Origin of the sequence: Streptomyces sp. NPDC048659, from assembly GCF_040650575.1 — a bacterium.
Taxonomy (GTDB): Bacteria; Actinomycetota; Actinomycetes; order Streptomycetales; family Streptomycetaceae; genus Streptomyces.
Genome location: NZ_JBEZHM010000005.1, coordinates 166360 through 192953 on the forward strand (window position 1 = coordinate 166360; position 26594 = coordinate 192953).

General features: G+C 74.2%; 18 protein-coding genes and 1 pseudogene. 14 read left to right on the top strand and 5 right to left on the bottom strand.

Features of this window, described 5'->3' with window-relative positions; genetic code table 11:
• Window positions 1-24: 24 nt before the first annotated feature.
• A complete protein-coding gene (locus AB0C99_RS06345) occupies window positions 25-5013 on the top strand; it encodes an FG-GAP-like repeat-containing protein (RefSeq protein ID WP_362470111.1) in 4989 nt (1662 codons plus the stop codon).
• Between the two features lie 193 nt (window positions 5014-5206).
• A complete protein-coding gene (locus AB0C99_RS06350; RefSeq protein ID WP_362470114.1) occupies window positions 5207-5827 on the top strand; it encodes an L-threonylcarbamoyladenylate synthase in 621 nt (206 codons plus the stop codon).
• Between the two features lie 25 nt (window positions 5828-5852).
• Here the strand turns inward: AB0C99_RS06350 and AB0C99_RS06355 are convergent, their stop codons facing one another.
• From AB0C99_RS06355 to AB0C99_RS06365, 3 genes are all read right to left on the bottom strand, one after another.
• On the bottom strand, window positions 5853-6782 hold the full coding sequence (locus AB0C99_RS06355; RefSeq protein WP_362470117.1) for a serine/threonine dehydratase: 930 nt from the start codon (window positions 6780-6782) through the stop codon (window positions 5853-5855).
• A gap of 58 nt (window positions 6783-6840) precedes the next feature.
• Entirely contained in the window at window positions 6841-7461 is a 621-nt protein-coding gene (locus tag AB0C99_RS06360) for a TetR/AcrR family transcriptional regulator (RefSeq protein WP_362470119.1), read from the bottom strand.
• A gap of 270 nt (window positions 7462-7731) precedes the next feature.
• Window positions 7732-8964, bottom strand: a complete 1233-nt coding sequence (locus AB0C99_RS06365) for an amino acid deaminase/aldolase (protein WP_362470120.1) — start codon at window positions 8962-8964, stop codon at window positions 7732-7734.
• 165 nt (window positions 8965-9129) lie between these two features.
• On the opposite strand from AB0C99_RS06365, the gene AB0C99_RS06370 reads away from it, so the two are divergent.
• The 11 genes from AB0C99_RS06370 (at window position 9130) to AB0C99_RS06420 (ending at window position 23492) form a co-directional block, all read left to right on the top strand.
• On the top strand, window positions 9130-10479 hold the full coding sequence (locus tag AB0C99_RS06370) for a D-arabinono-1,4-lactone oxidase (RefSeq protein ID WP_362470123.1): 1350 nt from the start codon (window positions 9130-9132) through the stop codon (window positions 10477-10479).
• A 38-nt stretch (window positions 10480-10517) separates the two neighbouring features.
• On the top strand, window positions 10518-11882 hold the full coding sequence (locus AB0C99_RS06375; RefSeq protein WP_362470126.1) for a carboxylesterase family protein: 1365 nt from the start codon (window positions 10518-10520) through the stop codon (window positions 11880-11882).
• 63 nt (window positions 11883-11945) lie between these two features.
• Window positions 11946-12479: a chloramphenicol phosphotransferase CPT gene (cpt, locus tag AB0C99_RS06380; RefSeq protein ID WP_362470129.1), complete on the top strand. Its 534-nt coding sequence runs from the start codon at window positions 11946-11948 to the stop codon at window positions 12477-12479.
• 127 nt (window positions 12480-12606) lie between these two features.
• The gene (locus AB0C99_RS06385; protein ID WP_362470132.1) at window positions 12607-13521 is read left to right on the top strand and encodes a tetratricopeptide repeat protein; all 915 of its coding nucleotides are present in this window, start codon (window positions 12607-12609) and stop codon (window positions 13519-13521) included.
• Between the two features lie 142 nt (window positions 13522-13663).
• Window positions 13664-14650 carry an esterase family protein gene (locus tag AB0C99_RS06390; protein ID WP_362470135.1) on the top strand — a complete coding sequence of 329 codons (987 nt, stop codon included), beginning with the start codon at window positions 13664-13666 and terminating at the stop codon, window positions 14648-14650.
• Window positions 14647-16278 (top strand): peptidoglycan DD-metalloendopeptidase family protein, encoded by a 1632-nt coding sequence (locus AB0C99_RS06395; protein ID WP_362470138.1) that lies wholly within the window; start codon window positions 14647-14649, stop codon window positions 16276-16278. Before AB0C99_RS06390 ends, AB0C99_RS06395 begins: the two co-directional genes overlap by 4 nt.
• A gap of 46 nt (window positions 16279-16324) precedes the next feature.
• The gene (locus AB0C99_RS06400) at window positions 16325-17794 is read left to right on the top strand and encodes a hypothetical protein (RefSeq protein ID WP_362470140.1); all 1470 of its coding nucleotides are present in this window, start codon (window positions 16325-16327) and stop codon (window positions 17792-17794) included.
• 164 nt (window positions 17795-17958) lie between these two features.
• Complete coding sequence (locus tag AB0C99_RS06405; RefSeq protein WP_362470143.1) at window positions 17959-20058, top strand: family 43 glycosylhydrolase; 2100 nt, start codon at window positions 17959-17961, stop codon at window positions 20056-20058.
• Window positions 20059-20217: 159 nt separating this feature from the next.
• Window positions 20218-21015: a serine/threonine protein kinase gene (locus AB0C99_RS06410; RefSeq protein ID WP_362470145.1), complete on the top strand. Its 798-nt coding sequence runs from the start codon at window positions 20218-20220 to the stop codon at window positions 21013-21015.
• 4 nt (window positions 21016-21019) lie between these two features.
• Window positions 21020-22567 carry a serine/threonine-protein kinase gene (locus tag AB0C99_RS06415; protein WP_362470148.1) on the top strand — a complete coding sequence of 516 codons (1548 nt, stop codon included), beginning with the start codon at window positions 21020-21022 and terminating at the stop codon, window positions 22565-22567.
• 109 nt (window positions 22568-22676) lie between these two features.
• Window positions 22677-23492: a polysaccharide deacetylase family protein gene (locus AB0C99_RS06420; protein ID WP_362470151.1), complete on the top strand. Its 816-nt coding sequence runs from the start codon at window positions 22677-22679 to the stop codon at window positions 23490-23492.
• A gap of 40 nt (window positions 23493-23532) precedes the next feature.
• On the opposite strand, the gene AB0C99_RS06425 is transcribed toward AB0C99_RS06420, so the two are convergent.
• Window positions 23533-23784, bottom strand: coding sequence for an EF-hand domain-containing protein (locus tag AB0C99_RS06425; RefSeq protein WP_362470154.1), 252 nt, complete (start codon window positions 23782-23784; stop codon window positions 23533-23535).
• Between the two features lie 204 nt (window positions 23785-23988).
• On the opposite strand from AB0C99_RS06425, the gene recQ reads away from it, so the two are divergent.
• On the top strand, window positions 23989-26019 hold the full coding sequence (recQ, locus tag AB0C99_RS06430) for a DNA helicase RecQ (protein ID WP_362470156.1): 2031 nt from the start codon (window positions 23989-23991) through the stop codon (window positions 26017-26019).
• Between the two features lie 113 nt (window positions 26020-26132).
• Here recQ and AB0C99_RS06435 read toward each other — a convergent pair.
• A pseudogene (locus tag AB0C99_RS06435) lies at window positions 26133-26435 on the bottom strand (hypothetical protein); the annotation flags it as partial.
• Between the last annotated feature and the right edge of the window lie 159 nt (window positions 26436-26594).

Genomic DNA, 26594 nt, shown 5'->3' on the forward strand with positions numbered 1-26594 from the left:
GACCGACCACCGAGGACCCGCTCAGTGAGACCCACCCCGACGCGCCCCCGCGTCGACGATCCGCCCCGCCGCGGCGGAGCCGCCCGCGCCACCGCCGCGCTCCTGGCCGCCGCGCTGCTGGCCGCGCTGCCCGCCACCGAGGCCGCCGCCGACGGCCCGGCGGACGCCTCCGGCCGTACCAAGGCCGCCGCGGACGCGGCCAAGGACCGTACGGCCGACCCGGCGGACACCGCCCTGCACGCCGCCGCGAGCGCCGCGGCCAAGCGCTCCGGCAAGCCGGTCGAACTCCCCTCCAAGCGCACCGAGACCGACGACGTCTGGGCCAACCCGGACGGCACCTTCACCCAGAACCACGCCCTCACCCCGATCCGCGTCCGGCGCGACGGGAAGCTGGTGGCCGCGGACACCGGGCTGACCCGGCAGGGCGACGGACGGATCGGCCCGCGCGCCACCCGCGTCGGCCTCACCTTCTCCGGCGGCGGCACCGCCCCGCTCGTCACCATGCGCAAGGACGGCAGGGACATCTCCCTGACCTGGCCCAAGCCGCTGCCCGCCCCGCGCGTCGAGGGCGACACCGCCGTCTACCCCGAGGTGCTGCGCGGCGTGGACCTGCGGGTCACCGCCGACGTCACCGGCTTCTCGCACCAGCTGGTCGTCAAGGACCGGGCCGCCGCCGACAACCCGGCCCTCGCCTCCCTCGGCTTCGGCCTCACGGGCAAGGGGCTGACCGTCCGCAAGGAGGCCAACGGCGAGCTGCGGGCCCTCGACCCCTCCGGCAAGGCCCTCTTCACCTCCGCCAAGCCCCAGATGTGGGACTCCGGCGCCGACCGCCCGGCCACCGAGGCCACGGCGGGGGCCACCGCCGCCGCACCCCAGGCCCGTACCGCCGCCGGCACCGCCAAGGCCACGGACAAGGCCACCGCCAAGGCCACAGCCCCGGCCACCGCCCCCGTCGCCGACCGGGTCCCCGCCGTCGACGGCATCTCCACCGGCACCCGGCAGGCCGACCTCGGCGTGGCGCTCAAGGGCGGCACGCTCACCCTCACGCCCGACCGGAAGCTGCTCACCGCCCCCGGCACCCACTACCCCGTCGTCATCGACCCCCAGTGGCGCGACGACTGGAAGTCGGCCTGGGCCCTCGCGTACAAGCACAACTCCTTCCCGAACTCCGCCAACACCAACTACTGGAACGGCGGCACCCTCAGCAAGGAGGCCCGGGTCGGCTGCGCCAAGGACGCCGCGAACAACAACAACGTCGTCTGCGCGAAGACCTTCTTCCAGGTCGGCATGGGCGCCCTGTGGGACAAGCAGATCCTGTCCTCCACCTTCCGCATCCAGCAGAAGTACGCGGGCTCCTGGAGCTGCAAGTCCGGTGACATCCAGATCTGGGACACCGACGGCATCGGCGGCGGCACCACCTGGAACAACCAGCCCGCCTGGAAGCGCATGGTGGACTCCTCCGGCCAGTCCTTCGGCGGGCGCAACTGCCCCGGCGACGGCGACCTGATCGAGCTCAACGTCACCTCCGCCGTCGCCGACGCGGCCCGTTGGCACTGGCCCGCGTGGACCATGGGCCTCAAGTCCGCCAACGACACCGTCGACGTGTCCTGGCGCAAGATGAACCCGGACAGCGCCCGCATCTCCACCCAGTACAACACCGTGCCCGACTCCGTCGGCGAGCGCGGCTCCGACCCCTCCGTGTCCTGCGGCGGCGGCATCATCGGCACCACCGACGAGGTCGTGCTCCGCGCCCGCGTCTCGGACGGCGACGACAACAGCATCCGCGCCGAGTTCAACTACTGGAACGACAAGGACTACTGGGGCACCATCAAGCGCCCCCAGGTGTGGGTCGCCAGCGGCAATGTCGCCCAGGTGCGCATCCCCGCCGCCGAGCTCCCCACCGGCACCTACCGCTGGGACGTCCGCGCGCTCGACGACTACGCCGCCGGTCCCTGGGCGGGCCAGTGCGTGTTCAGCATCGACACGACCCGGCCCGGCCACCCGCCGAAGGTGTCCTCCGCCGAGTTCCCCGAGAACGAGCCGGACAACACCTCCCAGGCCCGTACCAAGGGCGTCTTCACCTTCAAGGCCAACGGCGAGACCGACGTCGTGAAGTACCAGTGGTGGACCGAGTCCGACCCCAAGGTCCGCGAGGTAGCGCCGGCCCAGCCCGGCGGTGACGCGTCCGTCGAGTACACCCCGTACACGACCGGCCCGCAGAGCCTGTTCGTGCGCAGCCTCGACGCGGCGAACAACCGCTCCGACCTCAAGGCGTACACCTTCTACGCCAAGCGCAAGCCGACCCGCGACAAGCCCGGCGACCTCAACGGCGACGGCACCATCGACATCTGGAGCGTCGACCCGGGCTCCGGCCACCTGTGGATGCACCCGGGCAAGGGCGACGGCACCTTCGACCTGTCGAAGAAGCTGACCAACCGCGGCCCGTTCGGCGACACCGTGTCGCTGTCCCACCGCGGCAGCTGGAACACGGACTACTACGAGGACCTGGTCGCGCTGCGCCCGTCGCCCGACGGCACCCGCAAGGACCTCGTCGTCTACCCGGGCAACGGCGACGGCGACCTCCAGCCGGTCGACGCCAACCGCATCCTGCTGGCCACGGCCATGGAGGAGAACGACAAGTGGGCCCACGCCGACCAGGCCCTCGTCATCGGCAGCGTCGACGACGACAACGGGAACGGCCGGATCGACGAGGGCGACCAGCCCGACCTGCTGGTCAAGACCGGCGCCGAGCTCTACCTCTACCTCGGCTCGACCGGGGCCTACCTCGACGTCACCGAGGCCGGGTTCCGCGCGCCGATCCTGCTCGGCAACGCCGACTGGCAGAACATGACCCTGATCGCCCCCGGCGACCTCAACGGCGACGCGCTGCCGGAGATCTGGGCCCGCGACAAGGTGACCGGCAAGATCCACCAGTACACCAGCCGGGTCACCACCGACGCGTCCTCGCTCACCAAGGCCGACCTCGCCGTGTACGGCGATGCCACGGTCCGCGCCGGCGCGATAGCGACCGGCTTCACCGCGCCCGCGAACCTCCAGAGCAACGGCGACTTCGAGGGCAACGGCTACGCCGACCTGTGGTCGCGCGACGCCACCGGCGAGATCACCGAGTACCCCGGCCGCGCCCCCAGCGGCGGCTCCGTCTTCGGCGCGGGCCGCAGGCTCGTCCTCGGCGGCACCCCCTGGACCGAGTGCCAGAGCTTCACCTCGGCCGCGACCGGCACCCACAGCCTCTGCGGCCCGATCCTCGCCAAGTACCTGGCCAAGGGCGGCCCCGGCGGCTACGGCTACCCGACCACGGACGTCCTGGTCGCCGCCGACGGCGAGGGCCGCTACGCGGGCATCCGGCACAACAGCCAGAACGGCGAGAACGCCTCCATCTACTGGCACCCGACCACCGGCGCCTGGATGGTCCAGAACGGCATCCGCGACTACTGGCGCTCGCTCGGCGCCGAGCGGGGCTTCCTCGGCTATCCGACCTCCGACGAGTCGACCACCTTCGAGAGCGACGCCTGGGTCACCACCTTCCGCGGCTCCGGCGGCGACGGCGCCATCTACTGGACGTACGACTTCGGCGGACGCTCCATCCACGGCACCATCTACAAGAAGTACCTGGAGCTGGGCGGCCCGTCCGGCTTCGGCTACCCGACCACCGACGAGACCAACGTCGACGACGGCATCGGCCGCTACAACCACTTCCGGCGCCGCGGCGAGACCTCCGACACCCGCTCCATCTACTGGACCACCACCACGGGCCAGGCGTGGGGCGTCTGGGGCACCATCCGCAACAAGTGGCTCTCCCTCGGCGGAGGCAAGAGCTGGCTCGGCTACCCGCAGTCGGAGGAGTACGACGTGACGGGCGGTCCCCGGACCGACTTCCAGAACGGCTACATCCGGCACAACAGCTGGACCGGCGTCTCCGTCGAGCACCACTGGACCGACCGCACGGACACCCTCCGCAGGGAGCTGTCGGGCGACTTCAACGGCGACGGACGCGCCGACCTGGCCACCGTCTACGACTACGGCAGCGACGCGATGGGCCTGTTCACCCACGCGGCCAAGGCCGACGGCGGCTTCGCGGCCCCCGTCGCCGCCCACACCCAGGGCGCCTGGACCTGGCGGGTCTCGCAGTCCCAGTGGGTCGCCGGCGACTTCAACGGCGACGGCCGGGACGACCTGGCCGCGCTCTACGGCTACGGTGACGGCTCCAGCGGCATGTTCACCTTCCTGGGCAAGCCCGACGGCACCTTCACCTCGATCGCGCGCAGCGCCTACACGGGCCCGGGCAACTGGGACGCCGCCAAGGGCAAGCTGGTCGCCGGCGACTTCAACGGCGACGGGCGCGACGACGTGGTCATGATGTTCGACCACGGCAACTGCGACACCGGCGCGTACACGTTCCTGTCCAAGGCCGACGGCACCTTCGACAACATCTTCGGCAGCTGGCGCTCCGGCGGCGGCAACTGGTGCCAGGGGCAGACCAAGTTCGTCGGCGGCGACTTCAACGGCGACGGCCGCGACGACCTCGTCGCGTTCTACGGCTACAACGACGGCTCGGTCACCGCGTGGACCATGCCCAGCAAGGCCGACGGCGGCTTCGCGACGACCACCCCGTCCTTCCACCGCAACCCGGGCCAGTGGGAGTGGTGGCGCTCCAAGCTCACCGCCGGCGACTACAACGGCGACGGCCGCGCCGACCTGGCCGTGATGTACGACTACGGCTACGGCAACTCCTCGCTGTTCACGCTGACGGCCAAGCCCGACGGCACGCTCAACGAGGACGTCCGCAGCTGGCAGGCGCCCGCGAACACCTGGCACGTCCAGGAGGCGTCGTTCCCCGTCTCGGGCGACACCGACCACGACGGGCGCGAGGACATCGCGATCATGTACAACGACGGCCAGGGCACGACCTCGGCGTACACCTTCAAGGGGCGCGCCGACGGGGGCTTCGAGAACGGCCTGAAGAGCTGGCAGTCCCTCCAGGGCACCTGGTGACCCCGGCCTGACCCGCTCATCACCCGCTCATCACCCGCTCATGACCCGCTCGTGATCCGCTTCTGATCCGGTCATGATCCGGTCATGGAGAACGCTCGCCCTCCGGGACCTTCGCGGTCCCGGAGGGCGACGTGTTCCCGCCGGGGGCCGACGCGATCCTCCCGGAAGTGCGGATTCCCGTTAGGGTCGGATGATGGCGAAGTATTTCGACGTTCATCCGCAGACCCCCCAGACCCGCACCATCGGCACCGTGGTGGACAGCCTCCGGGCCGGCGCCCTCATCGCGTATCCCACCGACTCCTGCTTCGCGCTCGGCTGCCGGCTCGGCAACCACGAGGCGCTGGAGCGCATCCGCTCGATCCGGCACCTCGACGACCGGCACCACTTCACCCTGGTGTGCGAGAACTTCTCCCAGCTCGGGCAGTTCGTCCAGGTCGACAACGACGTGTTCCGGGCCATCAAGGCGTCCACCCCGGGCAGCTACACCTTCATCCTGCCCGCCACCCGGGAGGTGCCGCGCCGCCTCCAGCACCCCAAGAAGAAGACGGTCGGCGTCCGCATCCCCGACCACACCGTGACCCGCGCCCTGCTCGCCGAGCTCGGCGAGCCGCTGGTCTCCAGCACCCTGCTGCTCCCGGACGAGGACGAGCCGCTGACCCAGGGCTGGGAGATCAAGGAGCGGCTCGACCACGTCCTGGACGCCGTCGTCGACTCCGGCGACTGCGGCACCGAGCCGACCACGGTCGTCGACTTCTCCGGCGGGGAGGCCGAGATCATCCGGCGCGGCGCGGGCGACCCCTCGCGCTTCGAGTGACCGGCGCCCGGCCCGCCGCCCCCGCTCAGACCAGGTCGGACGGGTCCGTGTTCGCGCCGCACAGCACGACGCAGACCCGCTCGCCCGGCTCCGGCCGGTAGGCCGCGCCCACGGCGGCGTGGGCGGTCGCGGCCGCGTGCTCGACCACCAGGCGCCGCTCGTCCCACAGGGCCCGGCGGGCCCGCACGATCTCGGCGTCGCTCACCAGCACGGCCCGGACGTCGCCCTGCCGGGCCGCCTCCAGCGCCGCCGCCGAGACCCGGCGGGCGCCCAGCGAGTCCGAGGCCACCGAGTCCACGGTCACGTCCACGGGCCGCCCGGCCTCCAGGGCCGCGCCCAGCGCCCGGCAGTTCTCCGGCTCGACCGCGACCACCCGGACGCCGTGCGCGCGGGCCGCCGCGGCCACCCCGGCGAACAGCCCGCCGCCGCCCACCGAGACCACCACCGTGTCCAGGCCGGGCAGACCCTGCCGGATCTCCTCCAGCAGGGTGCCCGCGCCCGCGGCGATCAGGGGATGGTCGTACGCGTGCGAGGCCAGCGCCCCGGTCTCCGCCGCGAACGTCTCGCAGGCGGCGAGGGCCTCCGCGTACTCGGTGCCGACCAGCCGCACGTCCGCCCCGTAGCCGAGCAGCCGCTCCACCTTCAGCTTCGGCGCCGTCGTCGGCAGGAAGACCGTGGCCCGCGCGTCCTGGCGGCGGGCCGCCCAGGCGCAGGCGAGCCCCGCGTTGCCGCCGGACGCGATCGTGACCCCGGCCGCGGGCAGGGTGCCCGCCTCGCGGTGGGCGAGCAGGAAGTTCAGTGCGCCGCGCGCCTTGAAGGAACCGGTGTGCTGGAGGAGTTCGAGCGCGAACCACATCCCGCCGTCGCCGTCGCCGGGGGCGATCGTGACGGGACGGATCTGGCCGGCGATCCGGTCGGCTGCGGTCTTGACGTCGGCGTGGCTGAGCGTGTGCACGTTGCGGCTCCAGGATCGGGTGGTGGTGCTTGCCGTACTCCGAACCCTGCCATACGGGTCAGCGCGCGGTGGCCGGTTCCGCCACGGGCCTGACCAGGGTGACCAGGTGGTCGGCGTACGTGTCGAGCGCCGCCGAGGCCGCCGCGTCGTCCCGGTCGATGAGCCAGTTCAGGGTCAGCCCGTCCAGCACGCTCAGCCCGTACCGGGCGAGCACCGGCAGCGGCAGGGTCCACTCGGCGCCGGAGCGGCGGGCGATCGACTCCAGCTGCCGCAGGCTCACCTCGGTGTAGTGCCGGTACTGGCCCCTGGCCACCTCCGCGAGCCCCGGCTTGCGCAGCGCGTACTGCGTCAACTCGTACGTCAGCAGGTGCTCGTCCGGGTTCGCCCGGACCCTGGCCCAGTAGGCGCGCAGGGTGCCCCGGACCACCTCGTCGACGGTTTGCGTGCCCTCCGTCTCGCGCGGGGCGGGCGGGTCCAGGGCGCGCAGCATGATCCGCTCGATCACGCTGTGCAGCAGCTGCTCCTTGGCCTGGAAGCAGTAGTGGAAGGCCCCCAGCGGCAGCCCCGCCTCGGCGACCACCGCCCGGGTCGTCGCCTTCGCCACGCCGTCGCGGATCATGACCCGGATCGCCGCGTCGATCAGCTGCTCGCGGCGCTCGTCGGCGGATCGGCGGCCCATGGGAACTCCCGGAGGTGAGGGGGGACGTCGGAGCACGCTATCCCGAGCCGGGGGGCGGGGAGTCAGGCAGGGGCGGCGCGGTCCGGGCGGGGACGGCACGGGTCCGGTGGGGACGGAGCCCTCCGCCGGAGGCGTCACCTCCGGCGGGGGACGACGCCGGTCCGGCCGGCTCGGCGCGGTCCGGCCGGCTGGGCGCGGTCCGGCTGGCTCGGCGCGGTCCGCCGGAGACGACGCCGGTCCGGCCGGCTCGGCCCCCTCCGGCGGGAAGCGTCACAGGAAGGCGTGGCCCTCGCCCCGGTAGGTCGGCACGACGTCCACGATCCGGCCCGCCTCCACCAGGTGCAGCCGGTCCACCCGCTCGCACAGCTCCCCGGCCTTCGCGTGCCGGAACCAGACCCGGTCGCCGAGCCGCAGCGCGTCGGCGGCGTCCCCGGTCAGCGGGGTCTGGACCTCGCCCGCGCCCTCCTGGGCCAGCATCCGCAGCCCCGCGGGCCACACCGGCACCGGAAGCCGGTCCGCACCCGGCGGGCCCGAGGCGATCCAGCCGCCGCCCAGCACCGTCACGTGCCGGGGCGCGGGCCGCCGCACCACGTCCAGCGCGAAGTACGCGGCGGGCACCGGCCGGAAGGCGCGGTAGTGGTCGAACAGCGTGGGGGAGTAGATGCCCGAGCCGGCCCCCAGCTCGGTGATCACGGGCTCCGCCGACGTGCCCTCCAGGCTGCCGGTCCCGCCGCCGTTCACGAACTCAAGCGGCGCCACCGCGCGTACCGCGCGCACCGCCGCCGCCCGCCGCGCGCGCAGCTCCCGCGCCGAGGTCCGCTGCACGAAGCGCAGCACCGAGCGGGTCAGCGGCGAACCCGGCTGGTCGTCCCCGACCCCCGCGATCTGCCCCTCGTACGACATGACGCCGACCAGCCGCAGCCGAGGCCGGGCCACCACGGCCCGCGCCAGCGCCGCCGCGGCGGCCGGGCTGTGCAGCGGCGAGCGGCGCATCCCCAGGTGGACCCGGCCGCCGAGCAGCCGCAGCGAGGCGTCCAGGTCGAGACAGACCCGTACGGCCGGGCCGTCCGCGCCGAGCACGGAGTCCAGCAGATCGAGGTGCTCCAGCGAGTCGATCATGACGGTGACCCGGGCGGCGGCCTCCTCGTCGGCGGCGAGGGCGCGCAGCGGGGCCGGGTCGGCGCACGGATAGCCGACCAGGATGTCGCCCACCGACGCGTCGGCGGTACGGGCCAGCCACAGCGCCTCCGGCAGCGTGAACGCCAGGACGCCGGAGAAGCCCGCCAGGGCGGTGACCCGCTCGATCAGCGGGCGGCAGCGCAGCGACTTGCTGGCGAGCCGGATCGGCTTGCCGCCGGCCCGCCGCGCCATCCCCGCCGCGTTCGCGTGCAGCGCGCCGAGGTCGACCACGGCGAACGGCGGGCTGAGCTCGGCCGTGACCCGGCGCAGCTCCTCGAAGGACATCGGCGCGGCGGCGGCGCGGAGTGCGGTGGTGGCCGGCATGGCTGCTCCCCTGACTGCGCGGTTCGGGCCGTCACCATCTCCCGGTCGCCCGTCCAAGTCAATGGTTCAGGACGCTTGACTTGGACAACTGACCGAGTTCAGTCTTCCGTGCACCGCGTCCGCTACGGCGCGCGGACCGCCGAACCCTGCGAGAGGACCCCGGGCATGACGAACGTGGCGGGCACGTGGAGCAACTGGTCGGGCAGCGAGCACGCCAGCCCCGTACGGGTGCTGCGCCCCATGGACGCCGGCGAGGTCGCCGCCGCCGTGACGGCCGCCGCGCGCGCCGGGAACCGGGTCAAGGCGGTCGGCGCCGGCCACTCCTTCAGCTCCGTCGCCGTCGCCCCCGGCGTCCAGCTCCGCCTGGACCGGCTCGCCACGCTGGAATCGGTGGACCGCACTACCGGCCTGGTCACGGTCGGCGCGGGGATGCCGCTGTGGCGGCTGAACCCGCTGCTCGCCGAGCACGGACTGGCCCTGGAGATCCTCGGCGACATCGACCGCCAGACCGTCTCCGGCGCCATCTCCACCGGCACCCACGGCAGCGGCACCGGCTTCGGCGGCATCGCCACCCAGGTGCGGGCCCTGGAACTGGTCCTCGCCGACGGCACCCTCGTCACCTGCTCGGCCCAGGAGCGGCCCGAACTCTTCGCCGCCGCCCGCGTCGGCCTCGGCGCCCTCGGCATCCTCACCCGCGTCACCCTCCAGTGCGTGCCGCTCTTCGCCCTCCACGCCCGCGACGAGGCCCGCCCGGTCGACGAGACCCTCGCGCGGGTCCACGAACTCGCCGACACCCACGACCACTTCGAGTTCTTCTGGTTCCCGCACAGCGGCACTACGCTCACCCGGAGCTTCACCCGGCTGCCCGGCGACACCCCGCTGAAGCCGATCGGCGACTTCTCCCGGAGGCTCGACGAGGCCGTCAGCGGCCCCGGCTTCGACCTCCTCAACCGGCTCGGCACCCGCTTCCCCGGGCTCGTCCCGCCCATCACCCGCTTCGCCGCCCGCGCCATGTCCGCCCGCGAGTGGACCGACCTCTCGTACAAGGTCTTCGCCTCGGTCCGCGACGTGCGCTTCCACGAGGGCGAGTTCGCCATCCCCCGGGAGGACGTCGTGGACGCGCTGCGCGAGATCAAGGCGTGGATCGACCGCCACGACGAGCGGGTGTCGTTCCCGCTGGAGGTCCGCTTCGCCGCCCCCGACGACATCTGGCTCTCCACCGCGTACGGGCGCGAGAGCTGCTACATCGCCTTCCACCAGTACCACCGGATGCCCCACGAGCGGTACTTCCGGGCCTGCCAGGACATCCTCGGCTCCTTCGGCGGACGCCCCCACTGGGGCAAGATGCACGACCTGGACGCAGCCGCGCTGCGCCCCCGCTACGAGCACTTCGACGCCTTCACGGGCGTACGGGACGAGGTCGACCCGACCGGCCTCTTCGCCAACCCGTACCTGGACCGGGTGCTCGGCCCCGCGCCGAAGGCGGCGGACGGGGCGGGCAGACTGGACGCGTGACCAGGGACGACAGCACAGACGACTACACAGACGGCTCCATGACGGGCACGACCGGCGCGGCCACGGGCGTGGTCCTGGAGATCCCGCAAGGGCGCCTGCGGGGCGTGACGGACGGCGGGGCGCCCGGGGTGCCCGGCGTGACCGCCTTCCGGGGCATCCCGTACGCCGCCCCGCCCGTCGGCCCGCTCCGCTTCCGCCCGCCCGCCGCCCCTCCCGGCTGGCGGGGCGTCCGCGACGCCACCCGCCCCGGACCGTCCGTGCCCCAGGGCCCCGGCCGGCTCGCCGGGGTGATGGGCGACCGGGCCCCCGACGGCGACGAGGCCGGCTGCCTCCACCTCACCGTCTGGACCCCGGCCGGCGCGGCTGACCGGCCCCGCCCGGTGCTGCTCTGGTTCCACGGCGGCGGCTTCAGCAGCGGCTCCAGCGGCTGGGACTGGTACGACGGGGCCCGCCTGGCCGCCGCCGGGGACGTGGTCGTCGTCTCCGCCAACTACCGCCTCGGGCCCCTCGGCTACCTCCGCCTGCCGGAGCTGGGCGCCGACAACCTCGGCTCCCGCGACCAGGCCGCCGCCCTGCGCTGGGTCCGGGACACCGTCGGCTCGTTCGGCGGCGACCCGGCGCGGATCACCGTCGGCGGCCAGTCGGCGGGCGCGTACTCCGCCCTCGCCCTCGCGCTCGACCCGGAGACCGGCCCGCTGGTCCACCGGCTCGTGCTCCAGAGCGGTCCGTGGAACCTCCTCCCGCAGCGGCCCGAGGACGCCGACCGCGCCGCCGACCACTTCCTCGCCGCGCTCGGCCTCGCCCGTGGCGCGGGGCTCGCCGAGGCCCTGAGCGAGGTGCCCGTCCCCCGGCTCCTCGACGCGTACGCGCGCGTGGCGACCGAACTCGCCCGCCCGCGCGACGCCTCCCCGCCCCTGCACCCGGTCCTCGGCGGCGCCGGGCACCGGACCGCGTGGCCGACGGCCCTCGCCGCCGGGGCGCTCGCGGGCAAGGGCGTCCTCGTCGGCAGCACCGAGCACGAGGCCACCGCCTTCCTCGGGCCCGAGGCCCCGGCCGAACTCGTCGCCGGTGTCACCCGGTCCGCGTTCGGCGAAGGTGTCGAGACCCTCGCCCGCGCATGCGCCGCCCACGGCACCCCGGCCCACGTGTACCGTTTCGCCCGCGCCTCCACCGGCGTGCCCGGACTCGGCGCCCCGCACTGCGCCGACCTACCCTTTGCCTTCGACCGGCTCGACGCGTACGCGAAGGCCCCGATGCTGGGCCCGGTCGACGCGCGGGACCGGGAGCTGGCCCGCGCGTTCAGTGGTGCGCTGGCCGCCTTCACCGCGACCGGCGACCCGGGCTGGCCCGCGTACCTGCCCGACACGGCACCCCCGTACGTACGCCGGTTCGCCCGTGACTGAGAAGCGGCGGACCGCGCCGAAACACGTTTCCCCGGGCCGCGCCCGTGTGCCTAGGGTGGCGCGGTGACGACTCGGGTGATCATCCTCAACGGCGGTTCCAGCGCCGGGAAGTCCGGAATCGTACGCTGCCTCCAGGCCGTGCTCCCCGACTCCTGGCTCGCCTTCGGCACCGACGCGTTCGTGGACGCGCTGCCCGCCCGGACACGCGCGTCCGACGACGGCATCGCGTTCGCCGAGGACGGCGGGGTGAGCGTCGGGGCCGAGTTCGGCAGGCTGGAGGAGGCGTGGACGGCGGGCATCGCCGCCATGGCCCGGGCGGGCGCGCGGATCGTCGTCGACGAGGTCTTCCTCGGCGGCGCCGCCTCCCAGCGGCGCTGGCTGCGGCACCTCGACGGCCTCGACGTGCTGTGGGTCGGCGTCCGCTGCGACCCCCGGGTGGCCACCGGCCGCGAGACCGCCCGGGGCGACCGCACCCCCGGCATGGCCGCGCTCCAGGCCGGGCAGGTCCACGAGGGCGTCCGCTACGACCTGGAGGTGGACACCACGCACACCGAGGCAATGGACTGCGCCCGCCGCATCGCGGCGGAGGTCCGCTGAGCGGGCGCGGACCCGTACGAGGCGCGGCCGGGGCGCGTACGAGGGGGAGCCGACGGCCTCGGACGGCGTGCGGGGCGACCGGCGGGACGGCATACGGGACGGCATACCGGGCGACATATCGGGCGACATGGGGGGCGACGTGATGGTGGACGGGACGACGGACGGCACGGCGGGTGGCCGTACGGGCGCTACGGCGGGCGGCAGTTCACCCGGCACGCCCGACGAGATCGAGGCCGCCGCCCGGGCGGCGTTCGAGCAGGGGGTCCAGGACCGGACCGCCGGGTGGGTGAACGGCGCGCGGGAGGCGTTCCGGCGGGCCGCCCGCACCGGGCACCCCGACATCGGGCCCATGGCCCTCGCGAACCTCGCCGTCCTGGAGGCCCAGGACGGGCGCGCCGCCGCCGCCCGCGAGGCGTTCGAGCGGGCCATCGCCACCGGCCACCCCGACCACGCCCCGCAGTCACTCTTCAACTACGCGGTCTTCGAGCAGCGCTCCGGCGACCCGGCGCACGCCCGCGAGCTGTACCGGCGCGCCCTCGACAGCGGGCACCCCGAGCACGCCCGCAAGGCGCTGCTGAACCTCGGCGGGCTCGCCGCCGACGAGGGCGCGGCCGACGAGGCTTGTGAGCTGTGGCTGCGCGCCATGGAGCCGCCCTTCCGGGGCGACACCGCCCACCGCGCGCACCGGCGGCTCGTCGAACTCGCCCCCGACCGGCTGCCCGAGGCGCGCGAGGTCTATCTGCGGGCGATGGCCGACGGCGACGAGCTGACCGCGGGCCAGGCCCGCACGCTGCTGCACGACCTGGACCCCGGCTTCCTGCTGCCCGGGGAGCCCGTCCGGCTCGGCTCCCGGAGCTTCGACCCGGCCGAGATCGAGTCCGCCGAGTGGGCCACCGGCCGCCGCCCCGCCTACTCCAGCGGCCACCTGGACGTGTACACCCGCGACGGCGCCCTGCACACGGTGTTCGTCGACCTCGGCGACCCGTACGACCGGCGCGGCTACGAGGCGCTGCGCCGCCTCCTGGGACCGGCGGGCCTCTGAGCCGTACGGGTGGACCTCCGCCAGTAGCCCGGCCGGCCGCCTTTGTCAGTCCGTAAGGTTCCGGATTCCCCGGGCCGGGACGCGTCGTTAGCGTCCTCATGCCGATCCACCGGTACCGTCGCGCGACGACCAGGAGGTCCCGTTGACCGCGCAGCCCCCCACCCGCAGGAGCATCCTCAAGTCCGCAGGCGGCCTGTCCGCCGCCCTGGCCCTCGGCGCCGGAGGCGTGCTCGGCTCGGCGTCCTCGGCCGCCGCGGCCGGCGACGGCTTCGGCCTGCGGATCGTGGACCGCAACGAGAGCGACTACCGCATGTGGTACTACCGCTTCGCGACGGACGCGATCGGCTGGAACCCCGGCGTCAACGTGCTGCTCCCGGACGACTACCACTACAGCGGCCGCACCTACCCCGTGCTCTACCTCTTCCACGGCGGCGGCAACGACCAGGACTTCATCACCTTCGACCGCGAGCGCATCCGCGACTGGACCGCCGGCCGCCGGCTCATCGTCGTCATGCCCGACGGCGGCCACCTGGGCTGGTACTCCAACCCGGTCAGCTCCAACGTCGGCCCCCGCAACTGGGAGCACTTCCACATCAACCAGCTCCTCCCGTGGGTGGAGGCCAACTTCCGCACCTTCGCCGAGTACGACGGGCGGGCGGTCTCCGGCTTCTCCATGGGCGGCTTCGGCGCGCTGAAGTACGCCGCCAAGTACTACGGGCACTTCGCCTCGGTCAGCGCCCACTCGGGCCCGGCCAGCCTGCGCCGCGACAACGGCACCGTCGTCCACTGGGCGAACGCCACGTCCGCCCTGGACCTGGGCGGCGGCACGGTCTACGGGGCCCCGTTCTGGGACGAGGCCCGGGTCAGCGCCGACAACCCGGTGCAGCGCATCGAGAGCTACCGCAACAAGCGGGTCTTCCTCGTCGCGGGCACCAGCCCCGACCCGGTGAGCTGGTTCGACACCGCCAACGAGACGCACGTCCTCGCCGGACAGCGCGAGTTCCGCTCGCTGCTCGACCGGGCCGGCATCCCGCACGAGTCGTACGAGCTGCCCGGCGGCCACTTCGTCCGCCACGACATGCTGCAGCGCGACATCGACGGCGTCGTCGCGCGCCTGCGCAAGGCATGACGGGGGATCACGACGTGCTGCCCGGCCTTCCCCCGCGCGCCTCGCGTGCCTCGCGCGCTCCGCGTGCCGGCAGAGCCCGCCGAGCCGGGCGCGCCCGCGGCGCCCTGCGGGTCCTGCTGGCCGTGACGGCGGCCCTCGCGCCCGGACTGCTCGCGGCCCCGGCCGCCGCCGCCCGGACCGCCCCCGCCGCGGCCTCCGCGCCGGCGGCGGTCCGGGGGGCCGCCGCCACGGCGGCCTGCCCGGCCGCCGGCGAGGTCACCCAGCATTTCCACAGCGGTCACAACGGCGTGGACATCGGCAACGACATCGGCACGCCGATCTTCGCCATCGGCGACGGCGAGGTGACCCACTCCGGCTACGCCGACGGCTACGGCCAGTGGATCCGCATCCTGCACCCGGACGGCCGGATCTCCGAGTACGGGCACATGTACCAGCGCTTCGTGGCCGTCGGCGAGCACGTGACGGCCGGGCAGCGGATCGCCCTGATGGGCCAGGAGGGCAACTCGACCGGCCCCCACCTGCACCTGCGGATCTGGGGCGACACCTCCACCTCGTACGGGATCGATCCCGAGGTCTACCTGGCCGAGCGCGGGGTCACCCTCTCCTGCGTCCCCGGCGGCGTCCCGCAGCCCCGGCCGCTGGTCTACCCGGCGGAGTCCGGCCGGGTGGTGTCGGCCCGTTCGGCCGACGGGCGCCTGGAGGTGTTCGCGGCCGGTGCCGACGGGATCCACCACGCCTGGCAGCTCGCCTCGAACGGCGAGTGGTCCACCTGGGAGTTCCTGGGCGGTCCGGGCGGCGGGGAGCTGGCGATCGCGGCGAACGCGGACGGGCGTCTGGAGGTGTTCGCGATCAATGGCAGCACGTTCAAGCACCGTTATCAGGTGGCGCCTTCGGGTGGCTGGTCGGGCTGGGAGGACTTCGGCGGCGGCGGGCGTGACATCGCCGCGGGGGTCAACGCCGACGGCCGGATCGAGGTCTTCGCCTCCGGCCCGGTGGGGCTCTTCCACCGCTATCAGACGGCGCCCAGCGGCGGCTGGTCGGGCTGGGAGCCGACGGGCGGCGGTCCCGCCGACGCGCGCGTGGAGATGGAGAAGTCGCCGGACGGGCGCCTTGAGGTGTTCGCGCTGAACGGGAACACCTTCCAGCATCTCTACCAGACGGCCGTGAACGGCGGCTGGTCGGGCTGGGAGGACTTCGGCGGCGGTGGCCGCGACCTCACTGTGGATCACAACCAGGACGGGCGGATCGAGGTCTTCGCCTCGGGTCCGGTCGGGGTGTTCCACAAGTACCAGACGAATCCGACGAGTTGGTCGGGCTGGGAGTCGACCGGTGGTCCCGCGGACTCGCAGCTGACGAGCGAGCGGTCGCCGGACGGGCGGGTCGAGGTCTTCGCGATCAACGGGACCGTCGCCCAGCACCTCTGGCAGAGCGGGATCAACGCCCCCTACGGCCAGTGGGCCGACTTCGGGGGCGGCGGCACCGAGATCACCGCGACGAGCAACGCCGACGGACGCATCGAGGTGTTCGGAACCAGCCACGCCGGCGTCTACCACAAATGGCAGACCGGCCCGGCGACCTGGTCCGAGTGGGCGTGGGTGAACGCCACCGCCGGTCCCGCGATCGACTGAAGCGGCGTGAGTGGAAGTTGAATCGGATCGGACTGAGGAGCCAGCAGTGAGAACCGCAAGGCGGTCCCCCCGCGCACCCCACCGCGCCGTCCTGTCGGCGCTCGCCTCGCTGCTCCTGGCGGCGGGCATCCTCTCCGGCACCGCCTCGCCGGCCCAGGCCGCGTCGAGCGACCTGTGCGCCCAGGTCGGCTACCAGGCGGGCTTCCGGGGCGACGGCCTGGTCACGGCCGTCGCCGTCGCCCTCGCCGAGTCCAGCTGCGACCCCTCGGCGACGAACACCACCAACAACACGCCCCCGTCCCGCGACCGCGGGCTGTGGCAGATCAACGACTACTGGCACCCCGAGGTCGACGACGCCTGCGCGTACGACGCCCAGTGCAACGCGAACGCGGCGTTCACCATCTCCAACGGCGGCACCAACTGGGAGCCCTGGTCCACCTACAACGCGGGCTACCACCGGCGCCACCTGGACGAGGCGCGCGCCGCGGTGGACCGGCTCGGCCACCCCGGCCCGGGGCCCGCCCCGGTGGTCTACCCGGCGGAGTCCGGCCGGGTCGTCTCGGCCCGTTCGGCCGACGGGCGGCTCGAAGCCTTCGCCGCCGGTGCCGACGGGATCCACCACGCCTGGCAGCTCGCCGTGAACGGCGCCTGGTCCGAGTGGGAGCCCCTCGGCGGCCCGGGCGGCGCGGAGTTGGCGATCGCGGCGAACGCGGACGGGCGTCTGGAGGTGTTCGCGATCAATGGCAGCACGTTCAAGCACCGCTATCAGGTGGCTCCTTCGGGCGGCTGGTCGGGCTGGGAGGACTTCGGCGGCGGCGGGCGTGACATCGCCGTCGGCACGAACGCGGACGGGCGCATGGAGGTCTTCGCCTCGGGCCCGGTCGGCCTCTTCCACCGCTACCAGACGGCGCCCAACGGCGGCTGGTCGGGCTGGGAGCCGACGGGCGGCGGTCCCGCCGACGCCCGGGTGGAGGTCGAGAAGTCGCCGGACGGGCGCCTTGAGGTCTTCGCGCTGAACGGCAGCACCTTCCAGCACAAGTACCAGACGGCGGTGAACGGCGGCTGGTCGGCGTGGGAGGACTTCGGCGGCGGCGGGCGCGACCTCACCGTGGATCACAACCAGGACGGTCGGATCGAGGTGTTCGCCTCGGGTCCGATCGGGGTGTTCCACAAGTATCAGACGAATCCGACGAGTTGGTCGGGCTGGGAGCCGACCGGTGGTCCCGCGGACTCGCAGCTGACGAGTGAGCGGTCGCCGGACGGGCGGGTCGAGGTCTTCGCCATCAACGGGACCGTCGCCCAGCACCTCTGGCAGGGAAACGTCAACGGCGCCTACGGCCAGTGGGTCGACTACGGCGGCGGCGGTACGGAGATCACGGCCGCCACCAACGCCGACGGACGCATCGAGGTGTTCGGAACCAGCCACGCCGGGGTGTACCACAAGTGGCAGACCGGCTTCTCGGCCTGGTCCGAATGGGCCTGGCTGAACAGCACCTCCGGGCCCGCCGTCGACTGACCCGGTGACCCGGTGACCCGGTGACCCGGTGACCCGGTGACCCGGTGACCGGGTGACCCCACGCCCCGATGCCCCGGCGCCCCGATGCCGATGACCCCCGCGACCGGCCGGACCAGCCCCCGTAGGCCCCGGCCGGCCGCGGGACCCACGAGGAGACCCCCGTCATGCATCCCCTCAGCCGCCGCGGGCTGCTGCGCGCGGGCGTCGCGGCCGGAACGGTCGGCGCCCTCGGGCTTCCCGGCCTTCCCAGCCTGCTCGGCCTTGCGGGCTTTCCCGTCCTTCCCGGCCTCGCGCCCACCCCGGCCGCCGCCGGGACGCTCCCGCCCCGCCGGTGGGTCGGCGCTGGCCCCTTCACCCCCGTGTACGACCCCTCCGTCCCCGGCCGCCGCCGCTACCTCAACGACCACACCCTGATCCGGGCCGACGGGCGCTGGCACCTGTTCTCGATCGTCGGCGACAGCGCGCCGCCCGGCCGTAACCCGGACAGCTCGGCCGAGACCGCCTTCGCCCACGCCTCCGCCCCCGGCCCGTACGGCCCCTGGACCACCCATCCCGACGCCCTGACCCTCGACCGCGACTACTTCGGCGAGGAGTACCTGTGGGCCCCGCACGTCATCGAGGCCGAGGGCGCCTACCGGATGTTCTACGCGGCGGGCGGCGCCGACGGCGCGGCGATCGGCCTCGCCACCTCCACCGACCTCGTCACCTGGACCCGGCTGCCCTCGGGGCCGCTGTTCCGGGGGCGCACGGCGCGCGACCCGATGGTGACGCGGATCGGCGGCCGGTGGGTCATGTACTACACGGAGGTCTCGGCGACGGACGGCCGGCACCTCGTGTGCCACCGGGTCTCCGACGACCTGCTCCACTGGAGCGAGCCCGGCACCGCCTACGCCGACGAGACCACCGAGGCCACCGGGGTGTCGGTCACCGAATCGCCCTTCGTCCTCGAACAGGACGGCTGGTACTACCTGTTCATCGGGCCCCGGGTCGGCTACGAGGGCACCGACGTGCTTGTCTCCCGCGACCCGTTCCGCTTCACCCTGGACGGGTACGCGGGGCACGTCCCCGGACACGCCGTCGAGATCGTGACGGACGGCACCGACAGCTCCGGCGGCGCCCGGCGGTACGCGAGCGCGGCGGGCTGGTTCGGGCGCGGCCTGTCCGTGGCGCCGCTGCTGTGGCGTACCACCCCGCCCTCGTGGCAGAGCCCGGACAACCCGGCCGTCTCCCTCGACGTGGACGGGCGGCTGAACGTCTTCGCCCTGGATGCCGCCGACCGCTCGATGCTGCGGCGCGTCCAGCTCGGCCCCGGCGCCGACGACTGGTCGGAGTGGGAGCGCTTCGGCGGCCCCGCCGGTGCCGTGCCCACCCTCGCGCGCGATACGGACGGACGCCTTGAGGTCTTCTCGCTGGCCCCCGGCGGCGTCAACCTGCACCACCGGGCGCAGCGGGCGGACGGGAGCTGGGGCGACTGGGCGGAGTTCGGCGGTCCGGCCGCCGCCGCGCCCGCCGTGGCCCGGAACGCCGACGGGCGCCTGGAGGCGTTCGCGCTCAGCCCCGACGGCTCCGTCGTGGCCCGGCGCCGTCAGACCGCCCCCGGGTCCACGGCCTGGGACCCCTGGGACGCGGGCTTCGGCGGACCGGCGGGCGCGCCGCCGGTGGTCGCCGCCAACGCGGACGGGCGCCTGGAGGTCTTCGTCCTCGCGCCCGGCGGCACCGCGCTCCGGCACCGCTGGCAGCTCGCCCCCGGCGGGGCCTGGTCGGCCTGGAGCGCCTTCGGCACCGCCGCGGGCAACGCGCCCCGGGTGGCCCGGGACGGCGGCGGCCGGCTCACCGTCGCGGCCCTCGCCCCGTCCGGTGTCGGCTCCTTCCAGCGCCGCCAGTCCGTGCCCAGCGGCGGCTGGGACGACTGGCAGCCGCTCTTCGGCTGGTCCACCGCCGCCCCGCTGCTCGTCGCGGGCGCCGACGGATGCCTGGAGGCCGTCGTCCTCGCCCCCGGCGGCGAACGCCTCGACCGCCGCCGCCAGTCCGTGCCCGGCGGATCCTGGGGACCCGCCGAGGAGTACGGCGAGCCCGGCGTCACGCTCACCGCGACCCCGTCGGGCGCGCTCGACGCCTCCGGCCGCCTCCACCTCTTCGCCGTCGCCGAGGACGGCCGGATCCGCTTCCGCGTCCAGGGCGGGACCGGCGGGGGCACGCTGCCGTGGGCCGCGTTCGGGGACCGCGCGGTCGCAACGCTCCGCTCCGGCGCCCCCGCCCCCTGACTGACCGTCACGAACGGCACATGCGGGGCGAACCCGCACGTAGGGGCCGCGTACCGGGCCGTGGAAGTGGCCGATGCCACTCGGTGCATCACCGGTTGCACCCGGTAACGTTCGGGGTGTCGGACAGCGACAGCGGTCGGCACGCGGGACGGGGGACCGGTGAGCGGGATTGTCATCCACCTGCCGCAGGGCAGCGGCGGAGGCGCGGACGGGACGGCGGACGGCGGCGCGGTGACGCTGCGCCTCGGGCCCGGGCAGCGGGCCCGGTTCGGCCGGGGCTCGGCCGGCACGCCCGTCGAGCTCCGCCTCGCCGACGCCGCCATCTCCCGCCTCGCGGGCGAGATCCGGGCCACCGACGACCACTGGCAGCTCAGCAACCTCAGCACCACCCACAGCTATCTCGTGGAGAACCCGGAGGGCGCGGGGGAGTACCTGCGGGTGCCGCCGCGCCGCTCCGGCGCGCCCATCCCCTTCGAGTTCTCCCGTGTGGTGCTGCCCACCCGCGGCGACACCGCCGTCTCCTTCCAGGTGTTCGCGCCCGACCACGTCTACCTGGACCCGCGCGGCATGGGCGGCCCCGGCGGCAGCCGCACCCTCACCGCGTACTCCCTGGACGAGACCGCCACGTACTTCCTGGTGCTCGTCGCGCTCTGCGAGCCCTGGCTGCGGGACCGCTCGCCCGCCGCCGTGCCGACCACCCCGCAGGTCGTCGAGCGGCTGCGCGGCCACGCCGCCTGCGCGCGGCTCACGGCCCGCGCGGTCAGCTCGCACATCGACTACCTCGCCGACGAGAAGCTGCGGATCGGCGGCCCCGGCGCCGACGAGGCGGGGCGCGCGGACCGCAGGAACGGCAAGCGGGAGGCCGTCGTCGGCGTCGCTCTCAAGTTCGGCATCGTCCGCGAGGAGCACCTCGCGCTCTTACCCCCCGGCGCCGAACCCGCCGAGCGGGGACGGTAGGGGCGTGGTGCACGTGGAGGAGCGGACCGTCTCGTGGGGGAGCGGGCGGCCGGAGCCCCTGCCGCCGGGCCACCGGGTCGGCGCCTGGGCCGTCACCGAGCCGATCGGCTCCGGCGGCTGGGCGACCGTCTACGCGGCGCGGCCCGCCGGGCCGGCCGGGGACGGGCCCGAAGAGGTCGCGCTCAAGATCATGCCGACCGCCGGACTCGCCCCGCGCCAGGCCCGCGACGTCGCCGAGGCCGCCGCCCGCGAGGTCGCCCTCGGCCGCCGCGCCGCCCACCCGCGCCTGATCCGGCTGCTGGACTCCTTCGTCCTCGGCGCCGCCGGGGACCCCGTCCTGGACGGCGCGATCGTCCTGGTCATGGAGCGGGCCCGGGGCAGCCTGCGCGAGCTCCTCGACGCCGGGGTGGGCGAGGCGGAGGGGGCCCGGCTGATCACCGGGATCTGCGAGGGGCTGGCCCATCTGCACGGGGCGGGCTGGGTGCACACCGACCTCAAGCCCGAGAACATCCTCATCGGCCGGGACGGCACGGTGAAGCTCTCCGACTTCGGCTTCGCCATCGAACTGACCGGCACCCACGGCTACACGCCCCCGATGGGCACCCTCGACTACCTGCCGCCCGAGCGGGGGCGCGAGCCGCTCGGCGAGCGCGGCGTCCGGGTCCGGCCCAGCGCCGACATCTGGGCGCTGGGCGTCGTCGTCCACGAGGTGTTCGCCGCCGGCGCCTCACCGTTCCCCGGCGCCACACCGGCCGCGCGCGCCGCCGCCGTGCGGGAGTACGCGGAGGGGCGCGCCCCGCTCCGCATGGACCACGCCGTCCCCGCGTTCTGGCGCGCCTTCGCGGCCGACTGCCTGGCCCCCGGCCACGAGGCGCGCGCCGCGCACACGGCCGAGGGCCTGCTGGCGCGCATCGCGGCTCGGCCCGCCCCCGACGGGCGCCGCCCCCGCTCCGGCCGGGGCCCGCTCCGGCGGCTCGGCGCCCTGCTCGCGCTCGCGGTCTGCGCGGCGGCGGCGGGCACCTCGCCCTGGTGGTACCCGGTCCTGGCCGGGACGGCCGGATCCGGCGGCACGGACGGCCGCGCCGCCGACGCCCCGGTGCCGGTGCGGGTGTTCAACGCCGAGCGCGGCTGCCAGGGGCGCGCGGACCGCGACCGGCAGTGCAGCCTCGGCCTGGCGATCGACCCGCTGCGCCCGTACACCGCGCGGAACGTGGTGCCGACCCGGGTCTGGCACGGCGACGTGCTGGAGGCGGAGTGCCGGCTGCCGGACGGCCTGCCCGTCATCGACGAGGAGGACCGGACCTCGACCGTCTGGTACCGGGTCCGCCTTCCGGGCGGGGGGACGGGAGGAGCTTCCGGGTCTCCCGCGCATCCCGGGGCTTCCGGGTCTCCTGGGTCTCCTGGGTCTTCCGGTTCCGGGGCTTCCAAGACTTCCGCGACGGCCTGGCTGCCCGCCGTCCGTACCAAGGACCGGCCCGCGCTGCCCCGTTGCGCGCACCCCGCCCCCACGGGCCCGCGAACCCCCGCGCCGACGACGGCCGCACGCCCCTGACCATGACGAATGTGTGACATTCGCGTCCTGTATGCGTGAAACCTTCCCGGCGGGTCGGCCGTCCTTTCTTCTGGGATACGGTCAGGAACCTACGGGGAGTGGGCATTCCATGGGAGAGAAGCGCACGTACACCACCCACATAGCGGTGGTGGCGTCGGCGATAGGTCTGAGCCTGGCGGCGTGGGGCGCCGCCGCGCTGACGGATCCGGGCGCGGCGTCCGGATCCGGAGCCGGGGCCGCGCCGGGGACGAGCGCGCCCGGCGAGCGCGGCGGGCAGACGGACAAGGGGCCCGAGCGGGTGCGCCCGGAGCAGGTGCCGGTGAGCATCGCGCACGCCGCCGAGGCGGGCGGCTCCGCCGTCAACATCACGATCGACGACGGCCCCGACCCCCGGTGGACTCCCAAGATGCTCGACATCCTGAAGGAGAACGATGTCAAGGCCGTGTTCTGCATGGTCGGACCGAACGCCAAGGCCCACCCCCAGCTGGTGAAGCGGATCGTCGCCGAGGGCCACCGGCTCTGCGACCACACCATGGACCACGACACCTCGATGGACCGCAAGTCCGTCGCGTACCAGAAGAAGCAGATCCTGGACGCGAAGAAGCTCATCGAGGACGCGTCCGGCGGCGCGAAGGTGGAGTACTACCGGGCCCCGGGCGGCGCGTTCACCCCCGACAGCCGGCGCATCGCCGCGGCGGCCGGGATGCGCCCGCTCGGCTGGAACGTCGACACGAAGGACTTCGAGCGCCCCGGCACCGCCTCGATCGTCCGCACGGTCAAGAACGAGCTGTCCAACGGCCCGACGATCCTCTTCCACGACGGCGGCGGCGACCGGCGCCAGACCGTCGCCGCCCTGGACCAGGTGCTGCCCTGGCTCAAGCAGCGCGGCCACACCTTCAGCTTCCCCGTGCGGACGACCCCCTGAGCCGGTTCACCAGCCGGTCACCTGGCTGATCACGAGCCGGTCACCAGCCGAAGCGGCGGTTCACCAGGGCCGCGAACTCCGCGAAGCTGAGCACCCGGTCGCCGTTCTGGTCGGCCTGGTCGAACAGCGCGGACGAGGCGTCGTCGTCCCCCACCCCCCAGGCCGGGATCACCCCCTGGGCGGCGAGCGTCGGTCCCTTGGCGCGCAGCGCGCGGATCACCTCGGCCCGCGTGAGCGTGCCGTCCTGGTCGAGGTCGAGCGCGTCGAAGAGGATCCGAGCCTTCTCGCTCATCGTCTGTCCCGTTCCCTGGTCTGCTCCATGAGCGGCACGGCCCTGCGCCCCCGCTGAGCGGAAGGACGCCGGGGGCGGCCGGGAAGTTGCGTGCCCGGGGCGCGGCCGGGGCGCGGATGGGGGTCCGTACGGTCCGGGTCCGAGTTATCCACAGGCCGCGGCGGGCGGTCCCAGGGTGTCGGTCCGGGCGGCTAGGCTTTTCGAATGGCCCTCACCGACGCTTCCCCCGAGACCTCCGACGCGCTGCGAGTACTGCACCGCGTCTTCGGTTACGGCTCCTTCCGCGGCGAGCAGGAAGAGATCATCGAGCAGGTCGTCGCCGGCGGCGACGCCCTCGTGCTCATGCCGACCGGCGGCGGCAAGTCGCTCTGCTACCAGATTCCCGCGCTGGTCAGAGAGGGCACCGGCGTGGTCATCTCGCCGCTGATCGCGCTCATGCAGGACCAGGTGGACGCGCTCACCGCGCTCGGTGTGCGGGCCGGCTTCCTCAATTCCACCCAGGACGGGTACCAGCGGCAGGAGGTCGAGCGGGCGTTCCTCGCGGACGAGCTCGACATCCTCTATCTGGCGCCCGAGCGGCTGCGTACGGAGGGGATGCAGCGGCTGCTCGACCGGGGGAAGATCTCGCTCTTCGCGATCGACGAGGCACACTGCGTCGCCCAGTGGGGCCACGACTTCCGGCCTGACTACTTGGCCCTGTCGATGCTCCAGGAACGCTGGCCCAAGGTGCCGAGGATCGCGCTGACCGCGACGGCGACCGAGGCCACGCACGCCGAGATCGCCGGGCGGCTGGGCCTCCAGGAGGCCCGGCACTTCGTCGCCAGCTTCGACCGGCCGAACATCCAGTACCGCATCGCGCCGAAGAACAGCCCGCTCAAGCAGGTCCTGGACCTGATCCGTACCGAGCACGAGGGGGACGCGGGCGTCGTCTACTGCCTGTCCCGGGCCTCGGTCGAGAAGACCGCCGCCTTCCTCGTGGAGAACGGCGTGGACGCCGTGCCGTACCACGCGGGCATGGACGCGGCGACGCGCGCCGCCAACCAGTCGCGGTTCCTGCGCGAGGACGGCGTCGTGGTCGTCGCGACGATCGCGTTCGGCATGGGCATCGACAAGCCGGACGTGCGCTTCGTGGCCCACCTGGACCTGCCGAAGTCCGTCGAGGGCTACTACCAGGAGACGGGCCGCGCGGGCCGCGACGGGGCGCCCGCCACGGCCTGGCTGGCGTACGGGCTGCAGGACGTCGTCCAGCAGCGCAAGCTCATCGACGGCTCCGAGGGCGACGAGGCGCACCGCCGCTCGCTGGCCGCCCACCTGGACGCCATGCTCGCGCTCTGCGAGACCGTCGAGTGCCGCCGGGTCCGGCTCCTCGCCTACTTCGGGCAGCAGGCGGAGCCCTGCGGCAACTGCGACACGTGTCTGACCCCCGCCGAGTCCTGGGACGGCACGGTCGCCGCGCAGAAGCTGCTGTCCACCGTGTGGCGGCTGGCGAAGGAGCGGCGCCAGAAGTTCGGCGCGGGCCAGATCATCGACATCCTCCAGGGCAAGAAGACCGCCAAGGTCATCCAGTTCGACCACGACGGGCTGTCCGTGTTCGGCGTCGGCGCGGACCTCGGCACGTCGGAGTGGCGCGGCGTCGTGCGCCAGCTGCTGGCGCAGGGCCTGCTCGCCGTGGAGGGCGACTACGGCACGCTCGTCCTCACCGACGGCAGCGGCGAGGTGCTCGGCGGGCGCCGCAGCGTCCCCATGCGCAAGGAGAAGGCCCCGGCCGCGGCCTCCCGCAAGGAGTCCGGCTCCCGCTCCGCGAAGGGCGCCAAGGCCCCGGTGGACCTTCCGGCCGCCGCCGTCCCGGTCTTCGAGGCCCTGCGCGCCTGGCGCGGCGCGGCGGCCAAGGAGCAGGGCGTCCCGGCGTACGTCGTCTTCCACGACGCGACCCTCCGGGAGATCGCGACCCGCCTGCCCGGCACCATCGAGGAACTGGGGACGGTAGGCGGCGTCGGCGAGGCCAAGCTGACCAAGTACGGCCAGGGCGTCCTCGACACCTTGGCGGAGCACACCGCCGCCGCCCCGGCCACCGACTCGACTCCGGCCGCCACCGAGCCCCCGGCCACCGCACCCGCAGCCGCCGGCCGCCGGACCCCCGCCCGCCCGGCGCCACAGGACGGCGCCCCCTCCTTCGACCCGGACGAGGAGCCCCCGTTCGACGAGGAGGAGCCGCCCTGGGACGACTGGCGCTAGGGGGTGTCCGGTGAGCCGGCAGCGCCACCTTCTCCGCGGACGGTTGTCTGGCAGGCGCATGCCGGCGAAGGCACGGGTGCCGAGCCGCCGGTTTCGGATCTGCCGGTGTGCTGGGTGGGCCGTCTGTTGCGCGCTGCCATCCAGATGGTCAGGCCGCGGGCGATCCGGTCGATGCTGGTCTCGACAGCGACGTCGTGTTCGTGGCGTGTGGTGTCGCTCCGGACGACCTCGTAGCCGCCTTCCGCCAGGACCGTGACCGAGGTGAACCATGCCGGGTCGTCCTCGTCGGGCTGGATGACGACGAAGGTGTTGCCCGAGTCGTCGAGGTCGTCGATCAGCAGGAACAGCGCGTCTTCGGACGGGTCCTCGATATGGTCGCCGCTCTCGCTGTCGGCCCGGTAGTACGCAGCCCCCATCGGCCCTGTCTCCCCTCGACCCGCTGACCTGATCGCGGCCAGAATGACATGCGGGGCCGACGCTCCCGGCAGGAACAGCCCTTCGTTGATCGCGGCGAAGCGGTGCCCGGTGGTTCCCCTCGGGCCCGGGCGCCCCGTCGGTGCCCCCGGCGCGCGCCC

Bases quoted from the DNA above. Each gene is read 5' to 3' on its own strand.
- AB0C99_RS06350 (WP_362470114.1), top strand. From the start codon at position 5,207: ATGGCGAAGTATTTCGACGTTCATCCGCAGACCCCCCAGACCCGCACC.
- AB0C99_RS06360 (WP_362470119.1), bottom strand. From the start codon at position 7,461: ATGGGCCGCCGATCCGCCGACGAGCGCCGCGAGCAGCTGATCGACGCG.
- AB0C99_RS06365 (WP_362470120.1), bottom strand. From the start codon at position 8,964: ATGCCGGCCACCACCGCACTCCGCGCCGCCGCCGCGCCGATGTCCTTC.
- AB0C99_RS06370 (WP_362470123.1), top strand. From the start codon at position 9,130: ATGACGAACGTGGCGGGCACGTGGAGCAACTGGTCGGGCAGCGAGCAC.
- AB0C99_RS06375 (WP_362470126.1), top strand. From the start codon at position 10,518: ATGACGGGCACGACCGGCGCGGCCACGGGCGTGGTCCTGGAGATCCCG.
- AB0C99_RS06385 (WP_362470132.1), top strand. From the start codon at position 12,607: ATGGGGGGCGACGTGATGGTGGACGGGACGACGGACGGCACGGCGGGT.
- AB0C99_RS06395 (WP_362470138.1), top strand. From the start codon at position 14,647: ATGACGGGGGATCACGACGTGCTGCCCGGCCTTCCCCCGCGCGCCTCG.
- AB0C99_RS06405 (WP_362470143.1), top strand. From the start codon at position 17,959: ATGCATCCCCTCAGCCGCCGCGGGCTGCTGCGCGCGGGCGTCGCGGCC.
- AB0C99_RS06420 (WP_362470151.1), top strand. From the start codon at position 22,677: ATGGGAGAGAAGCGCACGTACACCACCCACATAGCGGTGGTGGCGTCG.
- AB0C99_RS06425 (WP_362470154.1), bottom strand. From the start codon at position 23,784: ATGAGCGAGAAGGCTCGGATCCTCTTCGACGCGCTCGACCTCGACCAG.
- recQ (WP_362470156.1), top strand. From the start codon at position 23,989: ATGGCCCTCACCGACGCTTCCCCCGAGACCTCCGACGCGCTGCGAGTA.